Source organism: Dickeya sp. ws52, from assembly GCF_007210685.1.
Lineage (GTDB): Bacteria > Pseudomonadota > Gammaproteobacteria > Enterobacterales > Enterobacteriaceae > Dickeya > Dickeya chrysanthemi.
The window spans coordinates 22,504-39,475 of the sequence record NZ_SZVX01000015.1; the positions used below are offsets into that span (position 1 = coordinate 22,504).

The following is a 16,972-nucleotide window of genomic DNA, read 5'->3' on the forward strand; positions in this document are numbered from 1 at the left end:
AATAATCCTTTTTACCATCAAGCATTAATCCAACTCGTAGCGATACAAATTTCAGCGCTAATTCCCTGTTTCTCCGGCAGAAATAAGCGTACCGGCCATACCCGGTTAAAATGATAGATTTAGCGGCTATAAATATATAGAATTCGCTATCGCCGACTCTAATACCGATGATTATGTTACAAACGCTGTATACCTTTCTGTTTTACATGATCCAGCCGCTTATCTGGCTGCGTCTATGGCTCCGGGGTCGAAAAATCCCCGCTTACCGCAAACGCTGGGGAGAGCGCTACGGCTTCTACCGGAATCAGGTAAAACCCGAAGGCATACTGCTGCATTCCGTCTCCGTTGGAGAGACGCTGGCCGCAGTGCCGCTGGTTCGTGCATTGCGTCATCGTTATCCGTCTTTACCCATTACCGTCACCACTATGACGCCGACGGGTTCCGAGCGAGCGTTATCCGCATTCGGCAAAGACGTTTACCACGTCTATCTGCCCTACGATCTGCCCGGCGCCATGACGCGCTTTCTCGATCATGTGCAACCGCGTTTGGTGATCATCATGGAAACCGAGTTATGGCCGAACCTGATCACCGCTTTGCATCAACGCAACATCCCGCTCATCATCGCCAATGCGCGTTTGTCCGAGCGCTCGGCTAACGGCTACCGCAAACTCGGCCGCTTTATGCGCACGTTGCTGCGCCGCATCACCCTCATCGCGGTACAAAATGAGGAAGACGGCGAGCGCTTTATCAATCTGGGGCTGAAACGTTCGCAGTTGAATGTGACCGGCAGCCTGAAATTCGATATCTCCGTCACGCCGGAGCTGGCTGCCCGCGCCGTTACGCTACGTCGTCAGTGGGCACCGCAGCGACCGGTGTGGATCGCCGCCAGTACCCACGACGGCGAAGAAAAGATCATCGTCGACGCCCATACCGAATTACTGAAAACCTTTCCGACCCTGCTGCTGATTCTGGTGCCGCGCCACCCTGACCGCTTTGACGACGCCAAAGCCATCGTGCGCAAAGCCGGACTGGAATACACACTGCGCAGCGCAGGTACGGTTCCTCCCGCCTCATCGCATGTGGTGATTGGCGATACCATGGGTGAACTGATGCTGCTGTACGGCATCGCCGATCTGGCGTTTGTCGGCGGCAGCCTGATTGAACGGGGCGGGCATAATCCGCTGGAGCCGGCCGCGCACGCCATACCGGTGCTGATGGGGCCGCATACCTTCAACTTCAAGGATATCTGCGCCCGATTACAGGAATCCGACGGGTTGATCACCGTGCGGGATACCGCCTCACTGGTGGGACAGATCACCACACTCTTGTCGGACGATGATTATCGCCGTTATCACGGCCATCACGCCGTGGACGTACTGCATAAAAACCAGGGTGCGCTGCAAAGCCTGCTGACCTTGCTGGAGCCCTATCTGCCGCCACGGAGCCAGTAATGAGCCGAAAACGCTTGTCCGTCGTTCTCATCAGTCATAACGCGGCCGAGCTGCTGCCCGACTGTCTGGCGTCGGTCAGTTGGGCCGATGAAATCATCGTGCTGGACTCCGGCAGCAGCGACGGCACGCTCGATATCGCCCGTCGCTACGGCGCGCAAGTCTACCAGAACACCGACTGGCCCGGTTTTGGCAAACAGCGTCAACTGGCGCAACAGTACGCCAGCGGCGATTACATCTTTATGATCGACACCGACGAACGTGTCACACCGACGCTGCGACAATCGATTGAAGCGGCGCTCGAATCCCCACAGAGCGATGTCGTCTACCGCTGCGCTCGCCGCAATCTGTTTCTGGGGCGGTTCATGCGCCACAGCGGCTGGTATCCCGACCAGGTGATTCGCCTTTATCCCGGCCGCTACCGTTACAACGATAACGCCGTACACGAATCGCTCGATTATGGCGCGGCCAAAGTGGTGTCACTGAATGGGGACCTGAAACATCTTACTTGTCGGGACTTGTTCAGCTTCCAGAAAAAACAGCTCGCTTACGCAGAAAGCTGGGCCAAAGAGCGTTTTTTGCAGGGCAAACGCTGCGGTTTCAGCGCTATCGTGCTGCACACTCTGGGCGCATTCGTCAAAACCTGGCTATTGCGTGCCGGCTTTCTCGACGGTAAACAGGGATTATTGCTGGCTATCGTGAATGCGCAGTACACGTTTAACAAATATACTGGACTATGGGCCCTGAATAACCGGCGGGACACTCGCCAGGAACACCAGCACCATGAAGACTAGAGCTATCTACCCCGGCACCTTTGACCCGCTGACCAACGGCCATCTGGATCTGCTGACGCGGGCGACACGCATGTTTGACCATCTGATTCTGGCTATTGCCGCCAGCCCTGGCAAAAACACGCTGTTTACGCTGGAAGAGCGGGTCGCACTGGCGAAAGAAGCCACACGGCATCTGCCGAACGTCGAAGTGGTGGGTTTTACCGAGCTGATGGCGACATTCGCCCGGCAGCAGCAGGCAACGATTCTGGTGCGCGGACTACGCGCCGTCTCTGATTTCGAATACGAGCTGCAACTGGCTAAAATGAATCACCATCTGATGCCGACGCTGGAAAGCGTCTTCCTGATGCCATCCGAACAGTGGTCCTTCATTTCCTCATCGCTGGTGAAAGAAGTCGCTCGCCACGGCGGCGATGTGTCGCACTTCTTGCCGCCGCCCATTTCCGCCGCTCTGCAGAAAAAACTGACCTGAAACTGCGCTCGCATTGTTCCAGCGTTGAAACCTTGGGATGAAGGTCGCTAACGCTGGCAGCGCTTGCAGAAGAAGGTACTGCGCTGCCCCTGCTTGATGCTGTCGATCAGCGTGCCGCAGTGGTGACAAGGCTGGCCGCCGCGGCCATAGACCTGCAACTCCTGCGCGAAATAACCCGGTTTTCCATCAGACTGTAGGAAATCCCGCAACGTGGTGCCGCCCTGCTCAATGGAACGCTGTAATACCTGTTTGATGGAATGCGCCAACTGGTCCGCTTCCGCTTGCGACAGTGAGCCGGCCAATCGTTCCGGCAGAATACCGGCATTAAACAATGACTCGCTGGCATAAATATTACCGACGCCCACCACCAGCTTGTTATCCATAATCCACAACTTGACCGGCGTCTTACGGCCGCGAGATTGCTTAAACAGATAATCACCGGAAAAATCGTCGCTCAGCGGCTCCGGCCCCAGATGCGCCAACACTGAACTGGTCGCCGGGTCATCACACCATAACCAGGCACCGAAACGACGCGGATCGGTATAGCGCAGCACTTTACCGCTATCCATGATCAAATCGACATGGTCATGTTTCTCCGGTTCACAGTATTCCGGCAACACCCGCAGACTACCGGACATCCCCAGATGGACGATTATCCAGCCGGTCGGCAGCTCAATCAGCAGGTATTTGGCGCGCCGCTGCACACTCAGCACCGGCGCATCGCTCAGCGACAGAATTTCAGGGGAGACAGGCCAGCGCAGACGCGCATTGCGTACCTCAGCATACGAAATGGTATGACCGACCAGCCAGGGCGAAATACCGCGGCGACTGGTTTCCACTTCCGGTAATTCGGGCATACATCCTCCTGAGCACTATCTTGCTGAAGTCATGGGTAACTTGAGTTTTATTGAAGCGATAAAAAAACCCGGCCGAAGCCGGGTTTTTCAGATCCACTAAAATTACTTGATTTTAGCTTCTTTGTAGAGAACGTGCTGACGGACAACTGGATCGAACTTTTTCAGTTCCAGTTTTTCCGGCTTAGTACGCTTGTTCTTCGTAGTGGTATAGTAGTGACCAGTACCAGCAGAAGAAACCAGCTTGATCTTCTCGCGAACACCTTTAGCCATGATTCAGTTCCTTAATACTTTTCACCACGGGCACGCAGATCGGCCAGAACCGCTTCGATACCCTTTTTATCGATAACACGCATACCTTTAGCAGATACGCGCAGCGTTACAAAACGCTTCTCACCTTCAACCCAAAAACGATGGGAATGCAGGTTTGGCAGAAAACGGCGTTTAGTCGCATTCATTGCGTGGGAACGGTTATTACCGGTCACCGGACGCTTGCCAGTAACTTGGCAGACTCGGGACATGTCTATTCTCCAAAAATCAAATCAGCTCGAGCTTCGTAGAAGGTGTTGGCCGCCTCGTCAGGCTCTAGAGCCCATCTCAGCAACTTCACTGAAAAGACTCTGTCATCAGGATAAACCTGCTGAGATAGGCTCTTAACGCCACACCCAAGATTCTCAAAGGTGGCGTAGTATACGCTCTGAAGCGTATGCGCTCAAGTCCCGAACAACTAAAGATCCCCCAGGATCGCGGAAATATCTCTTAAATCCACCCTCGCTCGGCAAAAGAAACGTACTCGCCACGCCCAATGACCAGGTGGTCGAGCACCCGAATATCCAGCAACTGACAGGCTTGCACGATTTTTCCGGTGATGGAACGGTCAGCCTTGCTGGGCTCGGCCCGTCCGGATGGATGGTTATGCGCCAAAATCAGCGCAGCGGCGTTAGCTCTGAGCGCTTCTCGTACAATTTCGCGCGGATGCACCTCCACGCTACTGATCGTACCGGCAAACATCTCCTGATGACGAATCACCCGATGCTGGTTATCCAGAAACATCACCAGAAAAACTTCTCTCTCATGATGCGCCAGCAACAATTGCAGATACTGCTGCGTCACCTCGGAATTCAACATGGCATCTTCCCGCGCCAGATGGGAAGAAAACAACCGCCGGGCAAGTTCCGCCACCGCCTGCAACTGGGTATATTTGGAGATACCAACCCCCCGGACGCCATTAAACGCCGCCCAGTCGGCCGTCATCAATTGGTATAACGAGCCGAACTGCTGCAACAGATTTTGCGCCAGTTCCATCACATGAATGCCTTCCACTCCTGTGCGCAGAAAGATCGCCAACAGTTCGGCATCGCTGAGCGCCTCTACGCCAAGGGACATCAATTTTTCACGCGGTGCGCAACCGTTATTCCATTCCATATGATAGCCGTTCCATATGATAGCCATTCCCTGTAAATAGCCGCTCGCAGTGCTCTACACAGCCGGAGTAAGCGCTATCATCACATAGCAGAGATGCGGCATCGACAGACGCATTCACAACGTGCGAAACCGCTCGCAATGATCACTGCAACAGGAAAGAAAACTCCCTGCCGGCCTTCCTACACTGCCGGTAACACCGCCTGCACGCTACACTCACCATCATCAGTATGGCGCCGACCGGATGGTGATGAAAAACGTACCATCAGGGCCGACTTCCCCTACTTATGATAAAATGCCGACTCTTTTGGGCTGACAAACGGACATAACGATGACAGATTCTTCCAGTCTGCACGGGCTTTCCGGCACATCGCTTGCGGGAAAACATATCGTACTGGGCATCAGCGGCGGCATCGCCGCCTACAAATGCCCGGAACTGGTGCGGCGCCTGCGCGACAGGGGCGCTGAAGTCCGCGTGGTCATGACGCCGGCGGCCAGCGCATTTATCACGCCGTTGACGTTGCAGGCGGTATCCGGCCATCCGGTATCGAACGATCTGCTCGATCCCGCCGCCGAGGCGGCGATGGGCCATATCGAGCTGGGAAAATGGGCGGACCTGGTGATTCTGGCGCCGGCCTCGGCGGATTTAATCGCCCGGCTGGCGGCCGGCATGGCCAACGACTTGCTGACTACCGTCTGTCTGGCGACGCCTTCCCCTATCGCCATCGCCCCGGCCATGAATCAACAGATGTACCGTGCGGCGGCAACACAGCACAATCTGGGCGTGCTCGCGGCTCGCGGCGCATTGATCTGGGGCCCGGACAGCGGTAGCCAGGCTTGCGGCGATATCGGCCCCGGCCGGATGATTGATCCGCTGGCGATTGTCGCGCACGCCGACGCGCACTTTTCCCATGTCAATGATCTGCAACACCTGAATATTATGATCACGGCAGGGCCGACGCGCGAAGCACTGGACCCGGTGCGGTTTATCAGCAATCACAGTTCGGGGAAAATGGGGTTTGCCATTGCCGCCGCCGCCGCCGCGCGCGGCGCGCGTGTGACGTTGATAGCCGGTCCGGTACATTTGCCGACGCCGGATCATGTCAACCGTATCGACGTCATCAGCGCGCTGGATATGCATCAGGCGGTCATGTCGTGCGCTGCACGGCAGCATATCGTGATCGGCTGCGCCGCCGTGGCGGACTACCGGGCGCACGTTATCGCCGACGAAAAAATCAAAAAACAGGGTGATGAAATCAGTGTCGCTCTGGTCAAAAATCCGGATATCATCGCCGATGTGGCAGCCATGATCGAAAACAGGCCTTATGTCGTCGGGTTTGCCGCCGAAACCAGTAATGTGGAAGAATACGCGCGCCAAAAGCTGGCCCGCAAACAGCTGGACCTGATTTGCGCGAACGATGTATCCCTTTCTGATCAGGGATTTAACGCGGAAAATAATGCACTACACCTTTTCTGGCCGGGTGGAGACAAGCGTCTGCCGCACGGCAGTAAACACCTGTTGGGCCAACAGTTAATTGACGAGATTGTCAGCCGCTATGATGAAAAAAATCGACGTAAAAATTCTTGATGCACGTATCGGGCAGCAGTTCCCTCTGCCGACCTATGCAACGCCGGGCTCCGCCGGGCTGGATTTACGCGCCTGTCTGGACAACGCAATCGTGCTGGCCGCGGGAGAAACCACACTGGTGCCGACCGGTCTGGCTATCCACATTGCCGACCCGTCGCTGGCGGCGGTGATCCTGCCCCGCTCGGGTCTCGGTCACAAACACGGCGTGGTGCTCGGTAATCTGGTGGGATTGATCGATTCCGACTACCAGGGACAGTTGATGGTGTCCGTCTGGAACCGCGGCAACCAGCCGTTTACCATTGAACCCGGTGAGCGCATCGCCCAGATGGTGTTCGTGCCGGTGGTGCAGGCCGAATTCAATCTGGTTAACGATTTCGTCGACAGCGAGCGGGGAGAAGGTGGTTTCGGCCATTCCGGCCGCCACTGATACACGATATCCCAGCACCAAGGAAAACTATAAAGCCACAGCGTGAATGCGACTGTGGCGCTATCGGGTGTTTGTCCGTCACATTTTTATCAAGGGTCTTTTCCGACATGGCAGAGAAAGAAAATACGAAAAGGAACCGCCGCGAGGAAATTCTGCAGGCACTGGCGCAAATGCTGGAATCCAGCGACGGCAGTCAACGTATCACCACCGCCAAACTGGCCGCCACCGTCGGTGTTTCAGAAGCCGCGCTTTACCGGCATTTTCCCAGCAAAACGCGGATGTTTGACAGCCTGATCGAATTTATTGAAGACAGCCTGACCACCCGCATCAACCTGATCCTGCAGGATGAAAAAGACACCTTTAATCGGCTACGGCTGATTTTATTGCTGATTCTCGGCTTTGCGGAGAAAAACCCCGGTTTGACGCGTATTCTCACCGGTCATGCGCTGATGTTCGAACAAGACCGACTGCAAGGGCGCATCAACCAGTTGTTTGACCGCATTGAATCTCAGTTGCGCCAGGTACTGCGCGAACATAAGCTGCGCAGCGGCGAAGGGTTCCGCCATGATGAAACGCTGCTGGCCAGCCAGTTGCTGGCATTCTGCGAAGGTCTGCTCTCGCGCTTTACCCGCTCCGAGTTCCGCTCCCTGCCGACGCAGGATTTCGAGACGCGTTGGCCGCTGCTGGCGGCCCAGCTTCAGTAAACGCACTGCGTGGCGCATCGCCACGCCGCTTATTTTAGGCCCGCTATTTATACGCCGTACTGCGCACGATAGGCGTTTACTGCTTCCAGATGTGCGGCCATTTCCGGTTTTTCCGTCAGCCAGCTAATCAGATCCCCCAGCGTAATGATCGACGTGACGTTGCACTGGTAATCGCGTTCGACTTCCTGGATCGCGGATAACTCGCCGCGTCCGCGCTCCTGACGGTCCAACGCAATCAACACCCCCGCAAGCGAGGCGCCCTGCGCAGCGATGATCTCCATAGATTCGCGGATAGCGGTGCCGGCGGTAATCACATCGTCCACCAGCATAATACGGCCTTTCAGCGGGCTACCGACCAGATTGCCGCCTTCGCCATGATCCTTGGCTTCTTTACGGTTGAAACAGTAAGGCACATCACGGTCATGGTGTTCCGCCAGCGCCACCGCCGTCGTGGTCGCAATCGGAATGCCTTTGTAGGCAGGCCCGAACAGGACGTCGAACGCCACGTTGGCATCCACCAACGCCTCGGCATAGAAACGCCCCAACAACGCCAGATCGCGCCCGGTATTAAACAGCCCGGCATTAAAGAAATAGGGGCTGATGCGCCCGGATTTCAGGGTAAATTCGCCGAACTTCAGAACCTGCTTGCTCAGTGCGAATTCGATAAACTGACGCTGATAGGCTTTCATGACTCCCTCTCCTGTCACGGTGGTGGAATATTGCATAAAAAACGATGGCATAAAAAAGCGACCACCGGGGTCGCTTTAAAAAATTTAATCGGCCAGTGCGGCCTTCTGCGCTCGAACAATGTCTTCAATGCCCTGACGCGCCAGCGCCAGCAACGACAGCAGCTCGTCGTGGCTGAACGGCTCGCCCTCGGCGGTGCCCTGCACCTCAATCATACGGCCGTCTTCGGTCATCACCACGTTCATGTCGGTTTCCGCCGCGGAGTCTTCCACGTATTCCAGGTCGCACACCGCTTCGCCCTTGACGATCCCGACCGATACCGCCGCCACCATGCCTTTCAGCGGGCTGGCTTTCAGCTTGCCGCCGGCCACCAAGCCGTTGAGCGCATCGGCCAGCGCCACGCAGGCACCGGTAATGGAGGCGGTACGGGTGCCGCCGTCAGCCTGCAACACATCGCAATCCAGCGTAATGGTGTATTCACCCAGTTTGTTCAAATCTACGGCGGCGCGCAGCGAACGGGCGATCAAGCGCTGGATTTCCAGCGTACGGCCGCCTTGTTTACCTTTCGCGGCTTCACGGGCATTACGGCTGTGGGTAGAACGCGGCAGCATACCGTATTCCGCCGTGATCCAACCTTGTCCCTGACCTTTCAGGAAACGCGGAACCCCTTCTTCCACCGTGGCGTTGCACAGCACTTTGGTATCGCCGAACTCCACCAGCACCGATCCTTCGGCGTGTTTGGTGTAGTGGCGGGTGAATGTAAGAGGGCGAATTTGCTGGGCACTTCGGCCTGTTGGGCGCATGGGCTCGTCTCCGGGCAGGTTCATTAAACTGGCGCGCATTATACGGTCTTCCCCCTGCGCTGCCTACCGCCAGGTGCGATTAAAATTTCATCAACTTTCACGGCGTCATTTACGCTGTCGGCTGGAGGGTCCCCTCTCAGCCATGTAGAATACGGTGATTATTTCTGTGCAGGTTGTTGATGTTCATGAATGAGCCAACCGCTTCACCGAGGTCGTCCGGCAAGAAAATTCCCTGGCAGCAGCAGGGCTCAACGCCGGATTATCGCTTTTCGCTGGCCAACGAGCGCACTTTCCTGGCCTGGATTCGCACCGCGCTGGCTTTTCTGGCGGGAGCCATCGCCATTGACCAGTTCGCGCCCACGCTGGCGCCCCCTGTCGTTCGCTCCGGTATTGCTGCGTTTCTGGCGCTGGCGGCGGCGCTGTTGGCCTGGATGGCTTACCGGCGCTGGGCCGACAACGAACGGGCGATGCGCACCGGGCAAGCGCTGCCTTATACCCGTCTGTTGATTGTCATCGCCAGCAGCGTGAGCGCTATTTCCGTTGCGCTGGCGCTGGTTATCCTGTTGTTGTAGGCCGCCATGACCGCCCCTGCCGCTCCCCCGCCGCGCGATCCGGGCCTGCAACCGGAACGCACGCGGCTTGCCTGGTCGCGTACCGCCTTCGTGTTATTGATCAACAGCGTATTGCTGCTGAAAGCCGGCTCGATGAAAAGCCAGCCGCTGATGCTGGCAACCGGGCTGTTGCTGCTCATGATGACCTTGATCACCTACCTCTGGTCGCGCCTGCGGTTGCGCGCGCTGCGGCACAGCGGCTATCCCTGTACCCCGCAATCGATGTGGATGATGCGGCTGCTGATGTTAACGGTGATAGTGACCGCATTAAGCTTGCTGGTGGGTTTCATCAACGGTTAAACGCGATCGCTGCGCGTGCTTGCCGTCAATGCAGAAGATTTTGATCTGCCTGCCCCGGCATAACCCACAGGCATACCCGCAGGCATTTAAAAAACAAAATACTTAAATAACAATTAGTTATTTATTTACACCCTATAACACAAGGTTATACCCCACCTATAAACAAGCATTCGTCAGAAAAAAAGCATCGTGGAATAGTCTTAAACATCTTCTTTTTCTTTTATGCCATCACTACGCAACCACGGATAAGACATCATGCTGATTCCACAACCTTACCTGCTTTTTCTTGGCGACGTGACCGACCCACTGGCGGTGAAAACGGCACGCGGCATTCACACCTGGCGCCCCGAACAGTGCGTAGGTCAGCTACGCCTGGCGGGCAGCACGGTGTCGCTGGGGCTCGATGATCTGGATATCCCGGCCGCCGTGGCGCGCGGCGCCAAAACGCTGGTGCTGGGCACCGCCAACGCCGGCGGTTTCCTGCCGCCGCACTGGCTGGACACCGTGCGCGCCGCCATCGAAGCCGGCATGAACGTCGCCAACGGTCTGCATCAGCGCCTGACAGACGTTCCCGGTTTGCAGGCACTGGCGGAACGGCATCAGGTAGAGCTGTTCGATATCCGCCACATGCGCCCGGAACTGAGCGTCGGCAGCGGCAAGAAACGTAGCGGCAAACGCGTACTGACCGTCGGCACCGACTGTTCGGTCGGCAAAATGTACACCTCGCTGGCGCTGGAAGCCGCCATGCGCGCACAAGGTATGAAAGCGGATTTTCGCGCCACCGGCCAAACCGGGGTGCTGGTTGCCGGCGACGGTATCGCCATTGACGCGGTAATCGCCGATTTTATCGCCGGCGCCGCCGAAGCGCTGTCACCCGCCAATGACGACGATCATTGGGATATCGTCGAAGGTCAGGGCTCGCTGTTTCACCCGTCTTATGCCGGGGTCACCACCGGTCTTATCCACGGCGCTCAGCCGCACTGGCTGGTGATGTGCCACGAAATGGGTCGCCCGCACATGCGCCACCTGCCCCATCAACCGATGGTGGAATTAGACGACTGCGTGGACGCCTGCCTGCGCGCCGCCCGTGTAACCAACCCGGATGTGCAACTGGCGGGCTTCGCCATCAACACCTCCAACTATGGCGAACAGGAAGCGCGTGAGTACTGCCGTGGCCTGAACGAACGCTTCGGCGTGCCCGCCACCGACCCGATCCGCTTCGGTATCGATGACATTGCGACGCTGCTGAAAACCCGGGGATAACCCTATGCGACAGATGCAAATTGAAACCGTGGAGCTGCCGCTGGCCCGTCCGTTCGCCATTTCCCGCGGCACGCGTACCGCCGTCACCGTGGTGCGGGTAACGCTGGAAGAGCGCGGCTTTATCGGCCGGGGGGAATGCACCCCGACTGCGCACTATCAGGAAACCGCCGACAGCGTAGCCCGTCAGTTGGAAACCGTGCGTCGGGTGGTGGAGAACGGCGTCGGTCTGGACGCGTTGCAGCGGTTGCTGCCGCCCGGTTCGGCCCGCAACGCGCTGGACTGCGCCCTGTGGCGGCTGAACGCCGCGCTCGCCCGACAAACGCTGTGGCAGCACCTCGCCATCGTGCCGCCGCAGTCGATCGTCACCGCTGAAACCCTGAGCCTCGACAGCGTGGAAAACATGGCGAACGCCGCCAAAGACGCGGTTTCCCGCGGTGCGCTGCTGCTGAAAATCAAGCTCGACCGAAACCAGATTCTGGAAAAAGTGGCGGCGATTCGTCAGTCCGCGCCCAACGTGACGCTGATTGTCGATGCCAACGAAGCCTGGAGCGGGCTGGAGCTGGAACCGCTACTGCGCCAATTGGCCGCGCATCGCATCGCGATGGTGGAACAGCCGCTGCCCGCCGGGCAGGACGGCGAACTGGCGACGTTTGAACACGCCATTGCGGTGTGCGCCGACGAAAGCTGTCATCACCGTGGCGACATCGCCGCCCTGAGTGACCGTTACGAGATGATCAACATCAAGCTGGACAAGTGCGGCGGGCTGACCGAAGCGCTGGCGATGGTGGCACAAGCACGCCAGTACGGCCTGCGCATCATGGTGGGCTGTATGCTGGGTTCCTCGCTGGCGATGGAAGCGGCCATGCCGGCGGCGCTGGCGGCCGAACATGTGGATCTGGACGGCCCGATCTGGCTGGCCGCCGACAGCTCGCCGTACCTGACGTATAACCTTGGCCGCATCTGGCTGTGACAGAACCTACCGGAGTGACGATGACGGATACCCTCTCAACCGCAATCCCTGCTGCGATAGCGTCCGCCCCGGCGCCGCAACCGGTGCTGGAGATCGATGACCTGAGCGTTAGCTTCAGCGGCCGCTCCGGTACGCATTTGGCGCTCAAAGGCGTCTCTTTCAGCCTTAATAAAGGGGAAGTGGTCGCCGTGGTCGGAGAGAGTGGTTCCGGCAAGTCGGTCACGTCTCTCACCGTGATGGGGCTGTTGGCCGCATCCGCCCGCATTGAGCGCGGCGGTATCCGCTTTACCGATAGCGCCGGCCGCCGCCACGACCTGCTGGCGATGAAAGACGATGCTCGCCGCCGGCTACGCGGCCGCGACATGGCGATGATCTTTCAGGAGCCGATGACCTCGCTCAACCCGGTGCTGAAAGTGGGCGACCAGCTCACCGAAGCGCTGCTGGACCACCAGATGTGCGACGCCGCCGGCGCCGACCGCAAGGCGCGCGAGTTGCTGCGCAAGGTACGCATCGCCGACATCGACCGGGTAATGAACAGCTATCCGCATTCGTTATCCGGCGGTATGCGCCAACGGGTGATGATAGCCCAGGCGCTGGCGTGCGACCCACAGTTGCTGATCGCCGACGAACCCACCACCGCGCTGGATGTGACGGTACAGGCGCGCATTCTGCAAATCCTGCGCGACCTGCAACGCCAGAGCAACATGTCGGTGTTGTTCATTACCCACGATATGGGCGTGGTGGCGGAAATCGCCGACCGCGTGGTGGTGATGTACCGCGGCGAGGTGGTGGAGCAAGGCACGGTCGAGGATATTTTCAACCGCCCACAGCACGACTACACCAAAGCGCTGCTGGCGGCGGTGCCGCGCCTGGGCGACATGCGCGACAGCGCCTGGCCTAAGCGCTTCCCGCTGCTCGGGCAGCAAAGCACAACCGCGGAACCGCACCAGATGACCGCGCGTTACGATGCGCCGCCGCTGCTCGATATCCGTGGCCTGAAAGTCTATTACCCGATACGCAGCGGTATTTTCTCTTCCGTTACCCATCGGGTCCATGCGGTAGAGCAGATAGACTTTGCCGTGTGGCCGGGGGAAACGCTGGCGATTGTCGGCGAATCCGGTTGCGGCAAATCCACCACCGGGCGGGCATTGCTGCGCCTGGTAGAAAGCCAAAGCGACAGCCTGCTGTTCGACGGGCAAGAGATAGCCGGCCTGCGCGACCGCGACTTCCAGCCGTTGCGCCGCAAAATGCAGATGGTGTTTCAGGACCCGTACGCCTCGCTCAACCCGCGTCTGACCGTCGGTTTCACCATCGCCGAGCCGCTGTTGCTGCACGGGCTGGTGAAATCTCTGGAAGACGCCACGCCACAGGTGCAGGCGCTGCTGAAAAACGTCGGCCTGCAACCGGAGCACGCGCAACGCTACCCGCACGAATTTTCCGGCGGCCAGCGCCAACGTATCGCCATCGCCCGTGCTATGGCGTTGCAACCGCAGGTGATCATCGCCGACGAAGCGGTGTCGGCGCTCGATGTGTCGATTCAGGCGCAGGTGGTCAACCTGATGATGGATTTACAGCAGAAAACCGGCGTGTCGTGGATTTTTATCTCCCACGATATGGCGGTGGTGGAACGCATCGCCAACCGCGTGGCGGTGATGTACCTCGGGCAGATTGTAGAAATCGGCCCGCGCCAGTCGGTGTTCAACAACCCCCAACATCCGTATACCCGACGCCTGCTGGCCTCGGTGCCGATAGCCGATCCAAGCCGCCGCTACGCACGCGAGCTGGACGACAGCGAAATCCCCTCGCCGCTGCGCAAGGCGAACGAGGTGGTGGAAAAAGCCCGTTACCGCGAAGTCGCTCCGCACCATTGGGTGAGCGAAGCCGGGCTTGAGCCATCCATCAGCAGCAGTAAACCGTCGTCAGTCGTGAACCGTACTCAGTAGTGAACTGTAGCCAGTAGTGAACCGTAGTCAGTAGTAAACCGTAGCATCGTCCAACACCAGGGGACACCTCACGTCACCGTGAGCGATAACAAGCCGCCCGACACGGGCGGATAACATAAAAAAAATAAAAACAAAGAGTTAATACAAAGCAGCAACACAACCAGCAACACACACCATTTACAGGAGACACCATGAAACCGTTACTATCCGCAGTAACTTCACGCCGTTCCGCCGTCGCTCTTGGGCTGTCATTGTGTCTGGCCGCTGCGGCTCAGGCGCAGGATCTGCGCATTTCCATCTATGCCGATATCACCGGGCTGGACCCGCACGACACCTCGGATACCCTGAGCTACTCCATCCAGAGCGGGATCTTCGAGCGGCTGTTCCAGTTCGACAACCAGATGAAACTGGTGCCGCGGCTGGCTACCGGCTACACCGGCAACGCCGACGCCACCGAGTTCACCATCACGCTGCGCGAAGGCATCACCTTTCAGGACGGCACGCCGTTCAACGCCGAGGCGGTAAAAGCCAACCTTGACCGTCTGGCCGACCAGACCAAAGGGCTCAAGCGCAACAGCCTGTTCAATATGATCAAGAACGTGACGGTGGTGTCGCCGACGCAGGTCAAAATCGAGCTGAATAAATCGTTCGGCGCTTTTGTCAACACGCTGGCGCACCCGTCGGCGGTGATGCACAGCCCGACGGCGCTGAAACAGTACCCGGACGAAACCCAACTGCGCGTGCATCCGGTCGGCACCGGTCCGTTCAAGTTCACCGAATGGCAGCAGGGTAAAGACGTCAAGCTGGTGAAATACGACAACTACTGGCAGAAAGGCTGGCCGAAAGTCGACAGCGTAACCTTCTACCCGTCGCCGGAAGACGCCACCCGCGTCGCGGCGCTGAAATCCGGCCAGTCCGACGCTATCTACCCGCTGCCGTCCGATCTGATCAAAACCGTTGAAGACGACGCCAAGCTGGCTATCCAGCGCGACCCGAGCATCTATCTGTTTTATATGGCCATCAATACCCAGCACGGCCCGCTGAGCGATGTGCGGGTACGTCAGGCGCTGAACTACGCCATCAACCGCACCATCTGGCTGAAAGTCGGCTTCGCCGGCATGGGCCTGCCTGCCGCGTCGGTCATGGCGCCGCGCGTGCAGTTCTTCGCCAGCCAGAGCGAACCGAACTACAGCTACAGCCCGGCCAAAGCGAAAGAGTTGTTGAAAGAAGCCGGTTATGAGAACGGGCTGGAGCTGAAACTGTGGACCACCAACCGCACGGACTATATCCGCAGCGCCCAGTTCTTCAAGCAGCAGTTGGAGCAGGTCGGCATCAAAGTCACCGTCACCCCGATGGACTCCGGCGCACGCAACGAAAAACTGTTCGGCGTGAAAGACCCGAAACAGGCCGAGTTCGACCTGTACTACGGCGGCTGGTCGCCATCCACCGGTGATGCCGACTGGGCATTACGCCCGCTGTTCGCCACCGAATCCTGGGTGCCGAAAGCCTACAACGTCTCTTACTACAGCAACCCGGATGTGGACAAAGCCATCATGGCCGGCCTGGCGACCCCAGATAGCGACAAACGCGCCGCCGCGTACGCCGATGCTCAGAAACTGATCTGGAAAGACGCGCCGATGGTGTTCCTGGGCGTGCCGGACAACCTGGTGGGCAAAGTGAAGAATCTGTCCGGCGTTTATATGCTGGCGGACGGTTCGCTGATCTTCGATCAGGCTGAGTTCAAGTAATCGTACAGGGGATCGCCATGTTTGCTTATATCGTCCGACGTTTGCTGGAAATGATCCCGGTTTTGCTGGTGATCTCCCTGTTGGTGTTCGGTTTTATCAAGCTGTTACCGGGTGACCCGGCGCGGATCTACGCCGGCCCCGACGCCCCCATCGAGGCGGTGGAAGCCGCCCGTGAGCGTTTGGGGTTGAACGATCCGCTGCCGCAGCAGTACCTCAACTGGCTGGATGGGCTGGTGCACGGTGATCTCGGCATCACCTACCGTACCCAGCAGCCGGTGCTGACCGTCATCCAAAAAAGTTTTCTGCCGACGTTATGGCTGGCGCTGGCCGGTTTCGCCTGGTCGGTGATCCTCGGGTTGCTGATCGGCGTGTTTGCCGCGCTCAAACGCGGCAAATGGCAGGACTGGTCGCTAATGAGCCTGGCGGTAGGCGGCATTTCGATGCCGCCGTTTTGGCTCGGCCTGCTGTTGATCCAGTTCGTCGCCATGCCGTTCGGCGTGTTCTCGGTCAGCGGCTACAACAAACCGACCGACATCATTCTGCCGGCGCTGACGCTGGGTGCCTCGGTGGCCGCCGTGATGGCGCGCTTCACCCGTTCGGCGTTTCTGGAAGTGATGCAGGAAGATTATGTGCGCACCGCCCGCGCCAAAGGGCTACGCCAGCGGCTGATCGTCTGGAAGCATGTGATGCGCAACGCGCTGATACCGGTGATCACCATGCTCGGGTTGCAGTTCGGTTTTCTGCTCGGCGGTTCGATTGTGGTGGAAAGCGTATTCAACTGGCCGGGGCTCGGCTGGTTGTTGATAGAGTCCATCAAAACGCAGGATCAGCCGGTGATTCAGGCGCTGGTGATGCTGTTCGTGTTTGAATTTATCCTGATCAATCTGCTGGTCGACCTGCTGTACGCGGTAGTGAACCCGGCCATTCGTCTGCGTTAGGAG

19 protein-coding genes are annotated in these 16,972 nt (G+C 58.3%); 13 read left to right on the forward strand and 6 right to left on the reverse strand.

Annotation, left to right across the window (positions count from 1 at the left end):
* Positions 1-173: 173 nt before the first annotated feature.
* Genes waaA through coaD form a run of 3 tightly spaced genes read left to right on the forward strand, consistent with a single transcriptional unit; the run spans position 174 to position 2,711 of the window.
* A complete protein-coding gene (gene waaA, locus FDP13_RS14910) occupies positions 174-1,451 on the forward strand; it encodes a lipid IV(A) 3-deoxy-D-manno-octulosonic acid transferase (RefSeq protein WP_033576499.1) in 1,278 nt (425 codons plus the stop codon).
* Positions 1,451-2,242, forward strand: a complete 792-nt coding sequence (locus tag FDP13_RS14915) for a glycosyltransferase family 2 protein (RefSeq protein ID WP_143839792.1) — start codon at positions 1,451-1,453, stop codon at positions 2,240-2,242. Before waaA ends, FDP13_RS14915 begins: the two co-directional genes overlap by 1 nt.
* Positions 2,232-2,711: a pantetheine-phosphate adenylyltransferase gene (gene coaD, locus FDP13_RS14920; protein WP_015848254.1), complete on the forward strand. Its 480-nt coding sequence runs from the start codon at positions 2,232-2,234 to the stop codon at positions 2,709-2,711. Before FDP13_RS14915 ends, coaD begins: the two co-directional genes overlap by 11 nt.
* A 47-nt stretch (positions 2,712-2,758) precedes the next feature.
* On the opposite strand, the gene mutM is transcribed toward coaD, so the two are convergent.
* From mutM to radC, 4 genes are all read right to left on the reverse strand, one after another.
* Positions 2,759-3,568, reverse strand: a complete 810-nt coding sequence (mutM, locus tag FDP13_RS14925) for a bifunctional DNA-formamidopyrimidine glycosylase/DNA-(apurinic or apyrimidinic site) lyase (protein WP_033576501.1) — start codon at positions 3,566-3,568, stop codon at positions 2,759-2,761.
* Positions 3,569-3,670: 102 nt separating this feature from the next.
* Positions 3,671-3,838: a 50S ribosomal protein L33 gene (rpmG, locus tag FDP13_RS14930; protein WP_012882902.1), complete on the reverse strand. Its 168-nt coding sequence runs from the start codon at positions 3,836-3,838 to the stop codon at positions 3,671-3,673.
* 11 nt (positions 3,839-3,849) lie between these two features.
* Positions 3,850-4,086 carry a 50S ribosomal protein L28 gene (gene rpmB / locus FDP13_RS14935; RefSeq protein ID WP_012763801.1) on the reverse strand — a complete coding sequence of 79 codons (237 nt, stop codon included), beginning with the start codon at positions 4,084-4,086 and terminating at the stop codon, positions 3,850-3,852.
* Positions 4,087-4,324: 238 nt separating this feature from the next.
* The gene (gene radC / locus FDP13_RS14940) at positions 4,325-4,990 is read right to left on the reverse strand and encodes a DNA repair protein RadC (RefSeq protein WP_015848256.1); all 666 of its coding nucleotides are present in this window, start codon (positions 4,988-4,990) and stop codon (positions 4,325-4,327) included.
* 328 nt (positions 4,991-5,318) lie between these two features.
* Between radC and coaBC the strand changes: the two genes are divergently transcribed.
* From coaBC to slmA, 3 genes are all read left to right on the forward strand, one after another.
* Positions 5,319-6,575: a bifunctional phosphopantothenoylcysteine decarboxylase/phosphopantothenate--cysteine ligase CoaBC gene (gene coaBC / locus FDP13_RS14945; RefSeq protein ID WP_050516120.1), complete on the forward strand. Its 1,257-nt coding sequence runs from the start codon at positions 5,319-5,321 to the stop codon at positions 6,573-6,575.
* Positions 6,544-7,002 carry a dUTP diphosphatase gene (gene dut / locus FDP13_RS14950; RefSeq protein ID WP_015848258.1) on the forward strand — a complete coding sequence of 153 codons (459 nt, stop codon included), beginning with the start codon at positions 6,544-6,546 and terminating at the stop codon, positions 7,000-7,002. Before coaBC ends, dut begins: the two co-directional genes overlap by 32 nt.
* Positions 7,003-7,109: 107 nt before the next feature.
* On the forward strand, positions 7,110-7,706 hold the full coding sequence (gene slmA, locus FDP13_RS14955) for a nucleoid occlusion factor SlmA (protein WP_015848259.1): 597 nt from the start codon (positions 7,110-7,112) through the stop codon (positions 7,704-7,706).
* Positions 7,707-7,753: 47 nt separating this feature from the next.
* On the opposite strand, the gene pyrE is transcribed toward slmA, so the two are convergent.
* Both pyrE and rph read right to left on the reverse strand, forming a co-directional pair.
* On the reverse strand, positions 7,754-8,395 hold the full coding sequence (gene pyrE / locus FDP13_RS14960; RefSeq protein ID WP_015848260.1) for an orotate phosphoribosyltransferase: 642 nt from the start codon (positions 8,393-8,395) through the stop codon (positions 7,754-7,756).
* An 84-nt stretch (positions 8,396-8,479) separates the two neighbouring features.
* On the reverse strand, positions 8,480-9,196 hold the full coding sequence (gene rph / locus FDP13_RS14965; RefSeq protein ID WP_015848261.1) for a ribonuclease PH: 717 nt from the start codon (positions 9,194-9,196) through the stop codon (positions 8,480-8,482).
* A gap of 179 nt (positions 9,197-9,375) precedes the next feature.
* Here rph and FDP13_RS14970 point away from each other — a divergent pair, with 179 nt between their 5' ends.
* The 7 genes from FDP13_RS14970 (at position 9,376) to FDP13_RS15000 (ending at position 16,969) form a co-directional block, all read left to right on the forward strand.
* Positions 9,376-9,768, forward strand: coding sequence for a YidH family protein (locus tag FDP13_RS14970; RefSeq protein WP_015848262.1), 393 nt, complete (start codon positions 9,376-9,378; stop codon positions 9,766-9,768).
* A gap of 6 nt (positions 9,769-9,774) precedes the next feature.
* The gene (locus FDP13_RS14975; RefSeq protein WP_027713476.1) at positions 9,775-10,107 is read left to right on the forward strand and encodes a DUF202 domain-containing protein; all 333 of its coding nucleotides are present in this window, start codon (positions 9,775-9,777) and stop codon (positions 10,105-10,107) included.
* 255 nt (positions 10,108-10,362) lie between these two features.
* A complete protein-coding gene (gene dgcN / locus FDP13_RS14980) occupies positions 10,363-11,370 on the forward strand; it encodes an N-acetyltransferase DgcN (RefSeq protein WP_015848264.1) in 1,008 nt (335 codons plus the stop codon).
* A gap of 4 nt (positions 11,371-11,374) precedes the next feature.
* Positions 11,375-12,340: an N-acetyl-D-Glu racemase DgcA gene (dgcA, locus tag FDP13_RS14985; protein WP_143839793.1), complete on the forward strand. Its 966-nt coding sequence runs from the start codon at positions 11,375-11,377 to the stop codon at positions 12,338-12,340.
* A 20-nt stretch (positions 12,341-12,360) separates the two neighbouring features.
* Entirely contained in the window at positions 12,361-14,283 is a 1,923-nt protein-coding gene (locus FDP13_RS14990; RefSeq protein WP_143839794.1) for an ABC transporter ATP-binding protein, read from the forward strand.
* Positions 14,284-14,474: 191 nt separating this feature from the next.
* Entirely contained in the window at positions 14,475-16,031 is a 1,557-nt protein-coding gene (locus tag FDP13_RS14995) for a glutathione ABC transporter substrate-binding protein (protein WP_015848267.1), read from the forward strand.
* Positions 16,032-16,048: 17 nt separating this feature from the next.
* Entirely contained in the window at positions 16,049-16,969 is a 921-nt protein-coding gene (locus FDP13_RS15000; protein WP_015848268.1) for an ABC transporter permease, read from the forward strand.
* Positions 16,970-16,972: the final 3 nt, after the last annotated feature.